This window comes from Nanoarchaeota archaeon, assembly GCA_018897155.1.
Taxonomy (GTDB): Archaea; EX4484-52; EX4484-52; order EX4484-52; family LFW-46; genus LFW-46.
The window spans coordinates 1-14810 of the sequence record JAHILE010000009.1; the positions used below are offsets into that span (position 1 = coordinate 1).

Annotated in this window: 16 protein-coding genes and 1 pseudogene; 12 read left to right on the plus strand and 5 right to left on the minus strand. The window is 40.6% G+C overall.

Annotation, left to right across the window (positions count from 1 at the left end; translation table 11 throughout):
- Positions 1-43 precede the first annotated feature (43 nt).
- Positions 44-610 (minus strand): hypothetical protein, encoded by a 567-nt coding sequence (locus KKB09_00670; GenBank protein ID MBU4299709.1) that lies wholly within the window; start codon positions 608-610, stop codon positions 44-46.
- 20 nt (positions 611-630) lie between these two features.
- Complete coding sequence (locus KKB09_00675; protein MBU4299710.1) at positions 631-1752, minus strand: hydroxymethylglutaryl-CoA synthase; 1122 nt, start codon at positions 1750-1752, stop codon at positions 631-633.
- Positions 1753-2139: 387 nt separating this feature from the next.
- Between KKB09_00675 and KKB09_00680 the strand changes: the two genes are divergently transcribed.
- Together KKB09_00680 and KKB09_00685 are read left to right on the plus strand one after the other, a co-directional pair.
- The gene (locus KKB09_00680) at positions 2140-2379 is read left to right on the plus strand and encodes a hypothetical protein (protein ID MBU4299711.1); all 240 of its coding nucleotides are present in this window, start codon (positions 2140-2142) and stop codon (positions 2377-2379) included.
- Entirely contained in the window at positions 2376-2987 is a 612-nt protein-coding gene (locus KKB09_00685) for a nucleotidyltransferase domain-containing protein (protein ID MBU4299712.1), read from the plus strand. The genes KKB09_00680 and KKB09_00685 overlap by 4 nt, the downstream gene beginning before the upstream one ends.
- Before the next feature lie 41 nt (positions 2988-3028).
- Here the strand turns inward: KKB09_00685 and KKB09_00690 are convergent, their stop codons facing one another.
- The gene (locus KKB09_00690) at positions 3029-3238 is read right to left on the minus strand and encodes a hypothetical protein (GenBank protein ID MBU4299713.1); all 210 of its coding nucleotides are present in this window, start codon (positions 3236-3238) and stop codon (positions 3029-3031) included.
- 97 nt (positions 3239-3335) lie between these two features.
- Here KKB09_00690 and KKB09_00695 point away from each other — a divergent pair, with 97 nt between their 5' ends.
- The 6 genes and pseudogenes from KKB09_00695 (at position 3336) to KKB09_00720 (ending at position 7544) form a co-directional block, all read left to right on the plus strand.
- Entirely contained in the window at positions 3336-3830 is a 495-nt protein-coding gene (locus tag KKB09_00695; GenBank protein ID MBU4299714.1) for a hypothetical protein, read from the plus strand.
- A 15-nt stretch (positions 3831-3845) separates the two neighbouring features.
- A pseudogene (locus KKB09_00700) lies at positions 3846-4175 on the plus strand (DUF4064 domain-containing protein).
- 317 nt (positions 4176-4492) lie between these two features.
- Positions 4493-5308: an exosome complex protein Rrp4 gene (locus KKB09_00705; protein ID MBU4299715.1), complete on the plus strand. Its 816-nt coding sequence runs from the start codon at positions 4493-4495 to the stop codon at positions 5306-5308.
- Between the two features lie 12 nt (positions 5309-5320).
- Entirely contained in the window at positions 5321-6043 is a 723-nt protein-coding gene (locus KKB09_00710) for an exosome complex exonuclease Rrp41 (protein MBU4299716.1), read from the plus strand.
- A 126-nt stretch (positions 6044-6169) separates the two neighbouring features.
- The gene (locus KKB09_00715; protein ID MBU4299717.1) at positions 6170-6979 is read left to right on the plus strand and encodes an exosome complex protein Rrp42; all 810 of its coding nucleotides are present in this window, start codon (positions 6170-6172) and stop codon (positions 6977-6979) included.
- A 193-nt stretch (positions 6980-7172) separates the two neighbouring features.
- On the plus strand, positions 7173-7544 hold the full coding sequence (locus KKB09_00720) for a hypothetical protein (protein MBU4299718.1): 372 nt from the start codon (positions 7173-7175) through the stop codon (positions 7542-7544).
- A gap of 8 nt (positions 7545-7552) precedes the next feature.
- On the opposite strand, the gene KKB09_00725 is transcribed toward KKB09_00720, so the two are convergent.
- On the minus strand, positions 7553-7807 hold the full coding sequence (locus KKB09_00725) for a nucleotidyltransferase domain-containing protein (protein ID MBU4299719.1): 255 nt from the start codon (positions 7805-7807) through the stop codon (positions 7553-7555).
- A 123-nt stretch (positions 7808-7930) separates the two neighbouring features.
- Between KKB09_00725 and KKB09_00730 the strand changes: the two genes are divergently transcribed.
- From KKB09_00730 to sepF, 3 genes are all read left to right on the plus strand, one after another.
- Positions 7931-8512 carry a C39 family peptidase gene (locus KKB09_00730; GenBank protein ID MBU4299720.1) on the plus strand — a complete coding sequence of 194 codons (582 nt, stop codon included), beginning with the start codon at positions 7931-7933 and terminating at the stop codon, positions 8510-8512.
- Positions 8513-8594: 82 nt separating this feature from the next.
- Entirely contained in the window at positions 8595-9365 is a 771-nt protein-coding gene (minD, locus tag KKB09_00735) for a cell division ATPase MinD (GenBank protein MBU4299721.1), read from the plus strand.
- A 21-nt stretch (positions 9366-9386) separates the two neighbouring features.
- On the plus strand, positions 9387-10472 hold the full coding sequence (sepF, locus tag KKB09_00740) for a cell division protein SepF (GenBank protein MBU4299722.1): 1086 nt from the start codon (positions 9387-9389) through the stop codon (positions 10470-10472).
- Positions 10473-10519: 47 nt separating this feature from the next.
- Here the strand turns inward: sepF and KKB09_00745 are convergent, their stop codons facing one another.
- Positions 10520-10870 carry a hypothetical protein gene (locus tag KKB09_00745; protein ID MBU4299723.1) on the minus strand — a complete coding sequence of 117 codons (351 nt, stop codon included), beginning with the start codon at positions 10868-10870 and terminating at the stop codon, positions 10520-10522.
- 304 nt (positions 10871-11174) lie between these two features.
- Here KKB09_00745 and KKB09_00750 point away from each other — a divergent pair.
- On the plus strand, positions 11175-14810 hold a 3636-nt coding region (locus KKB09_00750; GenBank protein ID MBU4299724.1), incomplete at its 3' end, for a hypothetical protein.

Consider the following 14810-nt stretch of genomic DNA (forward strand, 5'->3'; position numbering starts at 1 on the left):
CGCATTTCTGCCGTTTTGGCGCGGAATTTTAGATTATTCATAATCATTCACTTACGCATATTCTAGTTCCCAAATCCAGCTTATCCACCATATCCTGACGTTTCTTATATATTGGAGTATCGCTTATACCGAGATTTGTTCCAAACTCAGATGCAGTGATAGGCTTATTCAATAAATCACCCGCAAGTTTTATTGCAGCTGCTGTTGTCACGGATGGGCTTCCCTTGTAGTAATCTTGAGGGTATTTTTCTTTATATTTCAACAAAACACCTTTTGCCTCTTCAGCAAAGCAATTATCAAGTTTCAGAAATCTAACCATCGCATCAACCTTTTCAAGCGGTTCGGATTGGTCCATATGTGTTTTTCTCCTTGCAGCTACAAGCGATGACATATTAGGTTGCGGAAGGATTCTTGTTATGGCGCATGAATATTTATCACATGCCAGAAATACGGCATCTTTAGCCAGTTCTTTTCGAGTTCCAGGCACAGTCTCGCCTAATTGCCCGTAAATTAACAAAGATTCACTTAATAAAGTCTGTTTTGAGTCTTCTGATAATCCTGTGAAATCCAACCAAGATTTTATTTCTTTTTCAGCATCGTAATTTGACATAAACATAACACCCTGAAATATCACTGCCCTCCATAATGCAGTTTCCCCTTCATCTTCGCATACTGCGCGTATGAGATATATTCTTTGTTTTTGATATAATCCTCGACAAGCGGCGCGTCTTTTCGCACTGCATCAAGCCTGTCTGTGGTCCTGAAAACAAATGAATCTGAGCCTGCGCCAGAACCGTATGATGTCATAAGTATTAATTGATTCGGCTTTGCGATATCTAGGGTTGCGCAAAGACCGAGAATCGATGAACCTGAATAAGTATTTCCGATTCTTTTGACAACAAGACCCGGTGCGATTTTTTCAAATGGAATGCCGAATTTTTTCGCCATGCCTGTTGCGAATTTGCCATTAGGCATATGGAACACCACATAATCAAAATCTTCAATCTTGTAGCCTGTTCGGTCAAGCAGGCCTTGAGTTGCGGAAAAGACGTGTTTCATATACGCCGGCTCTCCTGTAAATCTGCCTCCGTGGCTCGGGTACGTCGCATGCTGGCGCCTCCAAAAGTCCGGAGTATCTGAAGAATATGAATAAGTTGCCTCCATTTCGGCAAGAATCTGCTTTTTGTCAGAACCAATAATGAAAGCCGCACCTCCTGCTGCTGCCGAATATTCCAATGCATTTCCCGGAGCTCCTTGCGCAGTATCTGCGCCTATCGCCAAGCCGTATTTAACATAACCTGCCTTGACGAGCCCTGCGCACATCTGTATCGCCGCAGTGCCTGCCTTGCATGCGAATTCAGTGCTTGCTGCAGTGTAATTATGCCCTACATTTAACGCATCGCCGACAATTGTGGCGGTTGGCTTTACTGCATAAGGATGGGATTCCGAACCCACATAAATCGCGCCTATTTCATTTGCTTTTATCTTTGCGCGCAAAAGAGCGTTTTGTGCCGCGGCTACGGAAATCGTAGCCGTATCCTCATCAATTGCCGGAACTGCTTTTTCTTCGATCATAAGGCCGTTTTTTATGTCGTCAGCATCCTTTCCCCAGACTTCGGCAATTGTCTCGACTTTTATGCGGCGTTTTGGAATGTATGCGCCATAGCCTATGATGCCGACGCCTCCTTGAAGCGTTTTTTTCGCACCGGAGTCTTTAGAAGGCTCTTTAGAAAAATCTTTGGAGGAATCCATAAATCATTCAACTTGTCAAATATTAGATGGAATATTTATAAATACCTTTGAGAGAATTCACTTAGTTCGACGATTGACGAACGCGGGTTTGATTAAAAATGAAATGAGATGAAATGACTCATCCCATACGAAGCATCAAACTAGAGCTGCAATTACCAAATCTTTATATTCTCAAAAGTTACAATAGTAACTAACATAATGCTACGATAGTAACTAAAGGAGATTGCATTGAAAGAAGAATTGCATAAAAGAAATTTTGAAGAAAGCCTTGCAGTCATAAACGACTGCATTGAAAAAGGCCTGATTTCCTAACGGCAAAGAACTATAGGATTTCATTGCTCTGCCGCAGCCGTTGACCTGCTTGAAATCATCCTGCATAAACACCATTTGATAAGCCCGGGCACGCAGCTCAAACATGATTGGTTTGGTTCAGAGAACAAAATAAAAGAAAAACTTAGCTTTGATTTTCCGCACAAAAAAGACATAATCGCGCTCATCATGGCTGTTGAGAAAAACAGAAACCTGCTGTGCTATGGAAAGCCTCAGCCTGAAAAAGAAATAGAGCAGCTCATTATCAATTTCAAAAAACTTGTCAAAATAGCTGAAGAAGAAGGTGTTCTACCATGAAAGAAAACTTAGTAATATCCTATGCAGCTGATTTCGTTTCATTTGTTTTATCGCGGCCAAAAACATTCAAAAAAATCGATGAAATCGTGCTTTTCGGGTCTGTTGCGCGCAAAGAAGCGGGCGAAAATAGCGATGTTGATATTTTCATAAACACGCCAGAAGAAAAAACAGTAGAGCTTGAAATTGAGATTGCAAAAAAAGAGTTTTACGAAAGCGTAAAGTTCAAAAAATACTGGAAACTTCTTGGAGTAGAAAACGACATCCGCTGCGTTGTTGGCAAACTGGAAGAATGGAATGACTTAAAAGGAAGCATACTTTCGGACGGCATAGTACTTTATGGAAAATACAAAGAATCCGCCGAACCGGCAAAACTGTTTGCGATATTTGACTGGCGCGCCATAAAGCCGGAAACAAAACGTGCGCTTTTCAACAAAAGGATGTTTGGCTATAAGCAAAAAGGAAAAAGTTACGCAGGCATGCTGCAAAAATCCGGCGGCCAAAAGCTTGACAATTCCGTGCTTGTGCCTGTTGAAAATTCAAAAGATATGTTGAAGCTGTTCAGGGATATGAACATCTCAGTCAAAATCAGGAATGTAAATGAGTATTGAGCGGGATTGGTTTTGTTATACGCAAACGCCATCACTCACCATTAAACTTTTTTCTTTTTCCAGAAAAACCCGACTTTGGCTTCAAGCTTTTCAATTTTACCCTCATGAGATAATTCGAGAAGAACGCGATATATCATATGCCAATTAATGCTTTGACCTGTAAGCGCTTCTATTTCCTTAACGACTTCATTAGTGCTCTTGATTTTCTTATCGGATAGAATGCTAAAAACAATTTTATCATACTTGCTCATGCAATGGTTTTATCCAAGGTGTTATAACTAAGAATATCCAAAACGTTGTAACAAATCTTTATATACTTTGTGCTCAAATGAATTGTAAGTTGGTTTTATGGGTTTGTTAAAAAAAATAGGAATTGGACTTCTTGCACTCATAGTGCTTGGGATGATTTTTGGAGGAAACTCCAATAAGCCGGGCGCACCAACTTCAACGGATAATTCTAAATCATCAACACAAGCAACGCCAGTGCAGAAAACGTTAATGAGTAATTCTTTTGAGAGTGATTATGAAGATATTTACTGTGATGAAGACGCTACCGCGTTGCAAAAAAAGACACTATTTGAAGAAAAATTTAAAGGTCAATATGTGAATTGGACTGGAGAAGTATCGCGTGTTGCAGAATCTTATGGTAATTATGTGCTGAATGTAAAACATTGTCCGGATACTTTTACTTCCGACATACGCATCACTATGAAAAAAGACCAGAAAGATAAACTCCTGAAATTAACGGAAGGTGATGAAGTCACATATATTGCAAAATTAACCGATTTTGGCGAAATAATGGGACTCTCCGCTAACGATGGTGAGATAGTCAGCATTCAGTAAAAACGGTTGGTTTATATGGCAAGGACAGCTGAACTTATTTTAGGATTACTTGGAGGAATAATAGGCTTAGTAGCCTCAGCAGCAGCACTATTCTTTGGTGGATTAGGTGGCGCCCTTGGTGCCGAAGGCGCTTCTCAAATTGTCGGTCTTGGATGATTAGCTGTTTTAGCATCGATTGTAGGAATTATTGGCGCAGCTCTCGTAAAAAGCAAAACAAAACTTGGAGGACGGCTAATGCTAATAAGTGCTATTGTTGGGTTGATGGCGATAAGCGCATTTTATATTAGTTCAACCATTTTACTCGGAATTGCTGGTCTTTTGGCATTATTGAGAAAGAATGATTAAGGCATTTAACAAAAATAATCGTTGAAAGTCATCCAACAAATATAATTCTATGGCAACGAAATTTCGTTGAACTTACGCATTTATAAATCTTTAATTCCAATATATTTCGTTGAAGAAAAGGATAATAGGGATACCCACATAACACATAACAAATATTTGTAATATATAAGATTGTACGCATAATAAAAACTGTTGTTATTGACGCTTGTTCTCTATTATTTTAATTAACATTTATTTAAAAACAACATTAACAACATGAGTTGTTTTTTGATAAATTATACCCTAATTATTGATTAATATTTGAAATGGTGAAACGCATGATGCAAACACAAACACAATTAGACACGCAGCCTGAGGCAACTACTGAAGGCGCGCAAAAAGATGTAAAAGAACAAAAAATCGTTCTTCCGGGCGATTTTCTTGTTGAAAGCAAGGAGATACTTCCAGGATACGGAACATATCGCGTCGGTGATAAAATATATGCAAAGCTCGTTGGAATACAAATGCACGGGCCAAGAGTGGTTTATGTAGTCCCTCTTGCAGGATCTTATGTTCCTAAGCCGGGTGATTATGTGGTGGGTGAAATAAAAGAAGCTGCATTCTCATTCTGGAATATCGACATAAACTCCCCATACAGCGCGGCAATGTCATCGATGGACACAAATGATTTCATACCTAAAGCAGCTGACCTCTCGAGATACTTCAATGTCGGCGACCTGATTTTCTGCCTTGTCTCAGGCGTGACACAAAGCAAATACACAAATGTCTCAATGAGGGACCCGAAAGCAAGAAAGCTTGTTGGCGGCGTGGTTATCGAGATGACTTCAAGCAAAATTCCAAGGCTCATCGGAAAAGAAGGCTCGATGATAAATCTCATAAAGGACAAGACAAAATGCTTTCTTACAGCAGGCCAAAATGGCAGAGTCTGGATAAAAGGAGAACATGAAGACATCGCTGTTGAAGCAGTGCAGATGATTGAGAAATTTGCGCACACGCAAGGGCTGACAGACAGGATGAATACTTTTTTGATTGACGCGCTTGCCAAAAAAGGTGTTCATGTTTTGGCTCAGGCACTTGTGAAAGCGCCGGAAAACAAGATTGCGGAAAACGCGGAAGGAGAGGTAATTGAATAAACGGTGGTCATTATGAAAAATAAAGAAACAACATTCAATCCAAGCGATCCCAGGCCTGACGGAAGGCGAAACGATGAAATGCGGCCGCTGAAAATCGAAGTCGGAATAATTGAGCGGGCAAATGGCTCTGCTTATGTCGAATTCGGAAATACGCATGCAATAGCAGCAGTTTATGGACCGAGCACAGTGCATCCAAGGCACCTTGAAGACACGCAAAAGGCGGTCATAATGTGCAAGTACAATATGATCCCATTCTCAGTAGCTGATAGAAAGAGGCCGGGATACGACAGACGCTCGATTGAAATTTCAAAAGTCATAAAAGAAGCGCTGGAACCGGCAATTTTTGTGGAAGAGCTCCCAAAAACAATGATTAATATAGAAATGGAAATAATTCAGGCAGATGCAGGAACAAGAGTTACTGCACTTACAGCAGCGTCTGTCGCACTCGCAGATGCAGGAATTCCGATGAGGGATCTTGTTTCAGCTATCGCAGTAGGGAGGGCAAACGGCAAGATTGTTGTAGACCTCACAAAAGAAGAGGAAGACGCATCAGATGCAGTTGACATGCCTCTTGCAATAATGCAGAACTCTGGCAAAATCTCTCTTTTGCAGATGGATGGTGACATAACTCCTGCAGAAATTTCAGAGGCTCTTGAACTTGGAAAAAAGGTCTGCGCAGAAATCTGCCAAAAGCAGAAAGAAGCCCTGAAAAAGAAATACGATGTAAACGAATAATTGGGGAGGTTTTAACCCAAAACATATTGTGAATGGTTAAAAATCTTGAAATTGATTTGTATAACGAGCCAATTTCAAGCTTTTCAAACCAAAGATAATAAAAATGGTTAATGGAGATGTTTGAAAATGATAACAAAAATTACAAGCAATTATGTAATTAATCTGATAAAAAATGGAAAGCGATTTGACAAGCGAAAGCTTGACGAGATGCGCGACTTAAAAATCGAATACGATATTTCAAGAAACGCCGAAGGCTCAGCAAAAGTAACGCTCGGAAAGACAGTAATCATAGCAGGCGTTAAGCTCGGGCTATCGACACCATATCCGGATTCACCTGATAAAGGAGTTCTTACGACATCTGCGGAATTCCTCACAATTGCAGCGCCCGAATTCGAACCGGGGCTTCCTGGCGAAGAAGCTGTTGAACTCGCGCGAGTCGTTGACAGAGGCATCCGTGAAGGCCATGCAATTGATCTTGGCAAGCTCTGCATAAAGGAAAAAGTAAAGGTCTGGATGGTCTTCCTTGATATAATGGTAATAAACCATGATGGAAATCTAATAGATGCTGCAGGCATTGCGGCTCTTGCTGCGCTGACGCATGCAAAAATGCCGAACCTCATTGTTGATGGCGAAGAATACACTACAAACAGGGATAATATGACCGAGCCAGTTCCTTTGCAGGATCTTCCGATACCGGTCACAATCCGAAAAAACGGAGGCGCGCACATTGTTGACACAACAGCTATTGAAGAAAACGCAATTCATGGAAGGATTACAGTCACCACAAAAGCCAATGGCAACATATGCGCAATGCAGCAGGGCGGAGCAAACGCTTTCACAATTGAAGAAATCAATAGCATTGTCGCGATGTCGCAGAAAATTGGAGAGGAGATTAGGAAAGAGCATTTTCATCCATCAAAACATAAATTGGGATGAAAAGCCTAGAGCGAACGAAGTGAAGCGAAAGGATTTTGGGCATGTGAAGCATCATAAGGGCTGAAATTATTTCCTTAGTTATTGAGAATTTTGAATCATCTGTAAAGTTTATTAGATTGGAAAGCAGCTTATAGTAATTATTGAGTGGTGAAGAGAACATAGGTTTATAAATCTTAACGCGCCATCAAATAATATGCCTGAAAATTCCGGATATCTATATGTTCTAGAAGAATGCCTAAAACGCAAAGTTCCAAAAGGAGAGTATATTGATTCTTGCGATATCCTATTTAATACTGCTCGGGCAAATACATTCGAAATCGGTAATCTAGATACACCACGTCAAGTCCGTTCAGTATTAGCTGCGTTTATGGAACATTACCATTATTTTGTTAAGAGTGTAACGATAACATCCAATCCCGAAAAAAAAGGAGCTACTGTTATTTTAGAAGTTCCTGAAGACAAACAATATGAATTCGTTAAAGTATTGGATGCAATATATTCTGGAGTTAAAAACGAAGTTAAGGAAGCTGAAGCAGTTCTTGAGAACGCAAAAAAGAATCTTTAAATTTTTTTTCACGCAGCATCCTTCACTTCAATCCCGTTCTTTATCGCTTCGCTGACTATGGATATCTTTTTTGCGCGCTCTTTAAACTCCTCAGGAGTAAAGCAAAGAAAATCTGCAGGATAATTCAAATTCCAGTAGTCGTACATTCTCGCACCCCGCTCGATAAAGTCCAGCTTTCTGAATTTCGGGCTCACAATAATCAAATCTATATCGCTCCACTTATGCGGCTTTTTTGAACCATTCGCCAATTTCTTTGGGTTCAAATCCTTTCGCAACTTTGTTGCTATAGGCTTTTTCAGCTTTGCTGAAAAAAGCTTCGAGCGCGAGCGAGATGATCCTGCGGCGCGGCTGCCTTGCGCTCCATTCTGGATTTTTTCGGCAAAACCATGAGCGAAGAGGAAATACTGCTTTCTGCCGGAGGGTTTTACAACAGCGAAGGATATTATGGCATGCTTTCGATTCGCGCGGCAGTCATACTTCATAAAATGGGATTTGAAACCCACATACGCACATACAACACAGAAATTCTTAAGCCGGAATGGTCAACTATCGGCAACATTGCATTGATTAAACGCCTTGAAGCGTTGAATAAAAAGCTTGTAAAGGAAAAAAGAAAGGCAAACGTAACTGTAGTTGACTCCATGCTTTATCTTCTAAAGAACGGGCAGGACTTGAAAATCAAGTTTCCTGAAACAAAAGACATAATACAATTTCTTGAAAGGAAAATTCCTGTCTTGATTTCGGTATGGGCAAAAACAATTTATGGAAATTCAGACACCCTTGCAACTGGCGGCCATTATCTTGTTGTAATTGGATACGACGGCAAAAATTTCATAGTGCTGGATCCGTATAACGGGAAAGAGCGCAAAATTGACGAATCACTCCTGCTTCTTGCGTGGTGCAACAATGCGCTTAATTCAACGGATTTTCTTCTTGCAATAAAGCCAAAAAAGAGGGCGCGGCGTTGATTACTGATAATTATAACAGTAATTCAGTAGCTTTTTGCCATAAAACAAAACCTTATATAGAACCTTTTACAATATAGAAACTATGCGCGTCATCTCAGTAGCTTCTGGAAAGGGCGGTGTCGGAAAAACAACAGCGGTTGCGAATATTGGAATAATCCTTGCGTCAAAATACAAGAAGAACGTAATCCTGGTGGATTGCAATATCACAACGCCGCACCTCGCACTCTACATGGGAATAGACCATCATCCGGTTACTTTGAATCATGTTCTTAAAGGAAAAGCCCGCGTTTCAGACGCAGTATATCCGCACCACAGCGGCGCGAAAATCATACCGTCATCACTCTCATTAAAAGATCTTGATGGCGTTGATGTAGCGAACATGAAACAGGTAATAAATAAGATAAAAAAAGCATATCCTGAAACCGATTTTCTGATAATTGACTGCGCGCCCGGGCTTGGCAGGGAAGCAATGGCAGGAATACGATCAAGCGAAGAGATACTTTACATCACAACACCTTATTTTCCAATAGTTGTTGATATGGTCAAATGCAACCAAGTTGCAAGCGAATTAGGCCTTAAAAAAATCGGTGCTGTAGTAAACATGAAAAAGAATAACAAGCACGAACTTTCAGATATGGAAATTGAACACATCTCAGAAATATCCATTATCGGATCTGTGCCGCATCATCACGATGTTCTAAAGAGCCTTCATAAGAGAATTCCTGTTTCAATCCATTCACCTCGTTCTATCGCCAGCCTTGAATTTGACCGAATAGCTGCAAAAATCGCCGGAGAAAAAGTTCCTACCGGAGGCTTTTTAGGGCTGGTGCTGAGGATATTCGAACAGAATTAATTAAAAATGAGGATGCGTGAAATGACTGATGAAACTGCTCCACAACCAACTCCTTCACCAAACGACAAAGAAAAGGAAATCCAGCAGCTAATAACTGAAAAAAAGGCGCTTGAGGAAAAAAACAAGCGTCTTGCATCAATTCTTGAAATTACTGCAAAAAATGTTTCTAAGCTCAAAGCACAGGAAGGTGCCGAGAACAAAACGGGTGCGAACCTAACAAATGATGTGATATCTCAAGTAGCTTCGATAAAAAAAGAGATAGGCACTCTTGAGCGCAAAATAGAAAAATCGAAAGCAGCGCAGAGTTCGGAGCAGCTTAATGCAGTTATCGAAGAAATTAAAACGCGGTTTGAAAAAGTTGATGAACGATTGAACATTCTTGATAAGGTAATTACGCTTGAGAAAAAACTTGGAGAAATTGAAGACTCAATAACGCTCCGCAAAAAAAGCAGCTCCAATCTTTTTGGAGGCCTTGGAACAATAGGCGGCGCAAGCCCTGAAACCGAAAACATTGAAGAGATTGAAAACGCAACAGACGATTTTGGCAAACTTGATGAAATAAATCTGAAGATTGATGCAATCATGAAAAAACTGGAAAATCTGCCGGCCGGGGAAAAGCGTTCGCTTTCAGACAGCCTGAAAAAAATGATTTCTTTAGGAGGAACTTCTGAAAAAAAGAAGCAGGATATTCTTGAAGTAAAGCAAAAAATGAGTGAAGACGACAATCCGGATACCGGCGATGTTTCAGGAATATCTTTTCGAAAAATAGATAATTTACATGACTCTGAAGAAGAGAATAATGAGGTTTCATTCAAGTCCAACATCAAAGGAATAGAATCTTTGGAAGGTATGAAGCTCAAGGTTCATACCCCGGAACATTTTTCAGACTTCAAAAAAATACCTGAAGATATACGAAGCGGGCACGTAGTTCTTTTGAATGTGAAACCGCTTAAAGAAGAAAACATTAGCGAGCTAAGGCATTTTGTCGAAAAAATAAAAAGGATTTCCGACGGGATAAGCTCAAAAATAATGGGCATCGGAGAGCACCATATAATAATACTTCCAAAAAAAATAGGCGTGCATCACGATTCTGATAACGCGCAGTAGCTGTGTTTTCCTTAAGAATATTTTTACTGGTAGTTATAGCAGTAATTTCAGAAAAATTCGTTTTTTGATGCATCTTCAGGCATGTTTACGGGCCTTTCATGCAGTTTCTGGACGTCAGAATGGAGAAGGACTATTTCGCGCATAAAAACATCGGCATTGTATTTCCTAAGGAACTTCATAACTTCTTCAGAATCATCCAAACAGACAATTATCAACCCCCTTAAAAGGTTGATGTGCCTGAATTTTGATATGAATCCGGACCGTTCATAACAATACTTACCTTTATTCGACTTATCAGTATAACCGTAAAATTCGCGGCAAAAACGGTTTATTGACGAATGCGAATTAGTATGCGATATCTTGAAAGCAATAAGCGCTCCTGTGTGCGTTTCTATCACCTCGGAAAATTTCCCGAAAAAAGATACTAATACTTATGTTCAGTAACGTATATATACTTTCAGCATATTTCTGCGGCATTATGTTAAAAATACGATATGCTTCGAACTTAAATGCCCGAAACAGTAAAAATATGCGGCTAATTTTCGTGTGACCGAAACCTTAATTAACCCCTTTGACACATATATAATATCATTATATCTATGTGCATTTTGCAAATAACAAAGAATACCAAAACTGCATAAAAATCAATAGCCATCGGTAGGGGAGATTCCTTAGATATTCTATAAAACTGGGGAGTTTTAGATGGGGAGGGACTTAAAAGGAAGTAGCATGAAGAGCAGATATTCTGCTCCGACGGGCTTTGCCGCTCTACTTCGAAAAATCAAGAGTTCTGCATTCGGAATAAAGAAATCTTTCGTAAACTTCAAATCGCAGGCAAGCGCAGTTTCTATCATTCTTGCCGCGGCATTTATCGTGGTGCAGTCCCTCATTCTGGCAGTAAATATCACAAATATGACATACGGCAACAGCTCATTAATTACAGGCAATTTCCTTGCAGGATTAGTAAACGAAACAAACATGACCTATGAAAATGGCTCTTCAATCATAAGCATTCTTGAAGAAAATGCAACGAATACTGAAATAATTATCAGTAATGCTTCTCAGTCCAATTCCTCTTTTAATGTTGTTAACGAATCGCAGGATAATCTTCTGCAAAACTACTCTGCGCCCGGAATCTCCCCTCCGGGTGCAGAGCAGGCTAATTCTACAGAACCTGCGGCAAATGAGGGTCTGAATGAAACAATAGAAAATATCTCGCAGCAAAATCAAAGCGTTGCTTATGGAATACAAAAGAACAACCAAAATGAAACTAATGAAAACAAATCTATTGAAAACAAAACGTTCAGTAAACTGTCCGCAACTGAAGAAAGCAGCCACGAACCCGCAGAAGTAGGAAAACCCGTAAAATGGCATAAAACAATCCAAATACAAAACAACAGGAACATAAACTCAATAAATCAGGAGATTGAACTGAGCATACCTGCATCTGCAGAAAATATTCAAGTATTCGAAAATAACAAATTAAAGGCATCGGGCAGAAAATGGATTGAGCCGCTCATAAAAGCAAAGGAAACAAAGGAATACTATATTGAGTATGAAACGCCTGCGCCGGAGATGAATATAAAAGGCCTTTCTGAAAAAGAGCGCCCGCAAGACACAAACCGATATGATGTTATAAACATCTACCATGATGACGAGAACGGCACCATGCATTACTACAACGTAACTGTCAAGATACCCTATGATGAAAAATATGATGTTCTCTGGAAGAACGGCTTCATGGACATTGTATGGCTGAACGGCACTGAAAAGTTCTTCAGTGAACCGACATCGGTTATGAAAGATCCCGCGCATAACGTCCATTTCATAGACTCAAACGGAAACGGCATTAACGATACGCTCGTATTTACTGTTCCCGAACTTTCTGCGGCAGATTACGGCCTGCCGGGATATAGCTGCGAGGAATATGACCAGACTGTAGGGTACACAGCAATCAGATCAGAGACAAAAAATTATAACTGGACGCCTAATTACAACTGCCTTGGAAGCGGCCTTAACTGCCAGATGGTGAATTTCACCATAAATCGAAGGTATGCTGACGTTGGAAATGCTGTAGCGGCATATGTCCAGCTGGTCCATCCAAACACCACTTCGTATTATGTTAGCTATGCTGCTGATATAGATTCTGTGGGATGCACGCCTCCTTATAATGCAACCACTGAATTAATTGACTGGAATTGGACATGTAGGGACTCATGTGGTGGAGTAGTCTCGCCTCTTGGGACGTGCAACATGTCGAAAATGGGATTTAATGCAAGCAGTTACACCGTCCGCCTTGTTGCAGGTAACTTCGTTCTTGTAGATGTACTTCAGATAAAGCACACATGGTGCTGGCAGGAGGCAAAACCTCAACTAAGCAATCCGCTTTTGAAGTCTGAAAGCGCCGCTTCCTGGGGCGCTACAACAACAGGCGGATGGGGAGAAAGATTCTATTTCAACATAAGCGTAGTAGATCCGCAGGGTGACAATGTAAACCTGACGCTAAAATGGAATCATAGCGCAAATCCTGCGAATAATTTTGAGTATCTGAACAACACATTATGTACATCATGCACTCCTGAAAGAAATGCAACTCTGAATTACAAAGGTTTTGCCTGTACCAATGCAGACACAAGCGTATTAGACACAGATGTCTTTTTTAGGATTAATGCGTCGGACAATTCAACAACAACCGAGAACAACAGCTGGGGACCGGACTTAAACTATTATTTCACAATAGATAAAGATGACATAAACTCAAACAATATAACGCCTGCATGGAACATGACTGTAAACAGAAGCCAGGCATACAACTTCACAATACAACTTATAGATAGTGACCGGGCGGTAAGCCCCACAAGCAGCGAGATACAAAGCACTGAAACGCCGATATACATCTCAAAATTCGGAAGCAACGAAACATTCGAAACATATTATGTCGCCATCAACTCGTCAGGCTACCTAAACAAAGAGATGAAAAACATATCAACCAGCTGGTGCCAGGACTTCTTTTACGTTGGACAAAATTACTGGAAAGGCGGTGTAAGCAGCGCAGCCTGCTTCAAGAACAACCTAACCCAGCCTTCGCCGTCAAACGCGATTCCATTCATGCTCTACGGAAGCTTTAAGAATACGCTTATATTCCCCGACGGTTCAGCCAATTTTTCGCGTGGAACTGATACAATAACATTCAACGGAAGCGTTTATGACGACTGCGGAGCAGAAGTCACAAGCGGAGTTTCGGTCACCTTCAAAATGAAACAAGGGGTAACAGAATATACCTGTTCCGCAAGTTATGTAGGAAGTGTCTGGAAATGCTCAATATCGCCGGACTATAGTTACACAACAGGGTATTACAACGTGACTATGATGTCAAACAAAACATACTATTACAACGGCTCTGCAAACCGGACAAATGCATTTTATCTAAAATCAATACCCTTGCTTGAGAATACTGCAGTAACTCCTTCAGCAGACGGATGGGGCTCTGAGCGAAATTTCTCAGTAAATGTTACGGATAATACAGGAGACACTGTAACCGTTTACCTATGGGAAGAAGTGCCTGCAAGCTCCGGAAACTGGATTCAAATAGGCAATTCTCAGCAGTGCAACAGCCCTTGTTCTGGAAATATTTTATGGTGGACTAAAAATTATACTTGCACGAATTTTGTGGATTATCCATCGAGAAACTTCAAATTTAATGCCACTGACACTCCGGAAGGAAACGTCCAACAAACGTCATCAACTCCATTCACTCTGCAAAAAGACAATATAAGAATAGATTATGTCTCAGGGAATGAAACAACTGCAACGCTTTCAATACCTACAAATTTTAGTTTAAGGGCATTTGACATAACCCGCAACAACTACAACATATCTGAAGCACTCTATATGAAATTTAATGTCACAAAGGCAGGGCAGAGCAGCCCATACTACACTTTGACGCCAGCCTCTTTAAGCAATACAACAGGACATGCAAATTATTCATTTTTACCTGACGGTTCTTTCAGTATCGGAAAGCAGAATTGGACGGGATTCATTGACACGGTTTCCAGTGGCTGTTATAATTACAATGAATCTCAAGCATATAATGTAACTACAACAGGAACAAACATCCCGCAGATATGGGGCGAATTTGTGGATGTTGTTGTCGGAGGATGGGGAGATACAAGAAGATTCAATGTAACTGTAAATGACTCTGCAAGCAATGCAACCGTGCGTTTGTGGAAGTCCACATCAACAGGAGGGCCTTGGACTCAGGTGAACTGGTCGTATTACAACAGTTCGGGATCGGCTGAGAATATCAGCTTTGTGCAGAACTTCCCATGCACTGCTCCG

Coding starts and splice junctions, on each gene's coding strand:
- KKB09_00685 (MBU4299712.1), top strand. CDS start 2,376: ATGAAAGAAAACTTAGTAATATCCTATGCAGCTGATTTCGTTTCATTT.
- KKB09_00695 (MBU4299714.1), top strand. CDS start 3,336: ATGGGTTTGTTAAAAAAAATAGGAATTGGACTTCTTGCACTCATAGTG.
- KKB09_00675 (MBU4299710.1), bottom strand. CDS start 1,752: ATGGATTCCTCCAAAGATTTTTCTAAAGAGCCTTCTAAAGACTCCGGT.
- KKB09_00730 (MBU4299720.1), top strand. CDS start 7,931: ATGAGCGAAGAGGAAATACTGCTTTCTGCCGGAGGGTTTTACAACAGC.
- KKB09_00720 (MBU4299718.1), top strand. CDS start 7,173: ATGCCTGAAAATTCCGGATATCTATATGTTCTAGAAGAATGCCTAAAA.
- KKB09_00670 (MBU4299709.1), bottom strand. CDS start 610: ATGTCAAATTACGATGCTGAAAAAGAAATAAAATCTTGGTTGGATTTC.
- minD (MBU4299721.1), top strand. CDS start 8,595: ATGCGCGTCATCTCAGTAGCTTCTGGAAAGGGCGGTGTCGGAAAAACA.
- KKB09_00710 (MBU4299716.1), top strand. CDS start 5,321: ATGAAAAATAAAGAAACAACATTCAATCCAAGCGATCCCAGGCCTGAC.
- KKB09_00690 (MBU4299713.1), bottom strand. CDS start 3,238: ATGAGCAAGTATGATAAAATTGTTTTTAGCATTCTATCCGATAAGAAA.
- sepF (MBU4299722.1), top strand. CDS start 9,387: ATGACTGATGAAACTGCTCCACAACCAACTCCTTCACCAAACGACAAA.
- KKB09_00715 (MBU4299717.1), top strand. CDS start 6,170: ATGATAACAAAAATTACAAGCAATTATGTAATTAATCTGATAAAAAAT.
- KKB09_00705 (MBU4299715.1), top strand. CDS start 4,493: ATGATGCAAACACAAACACAATTAGACACGCAGCCTGAGGCAACTACT.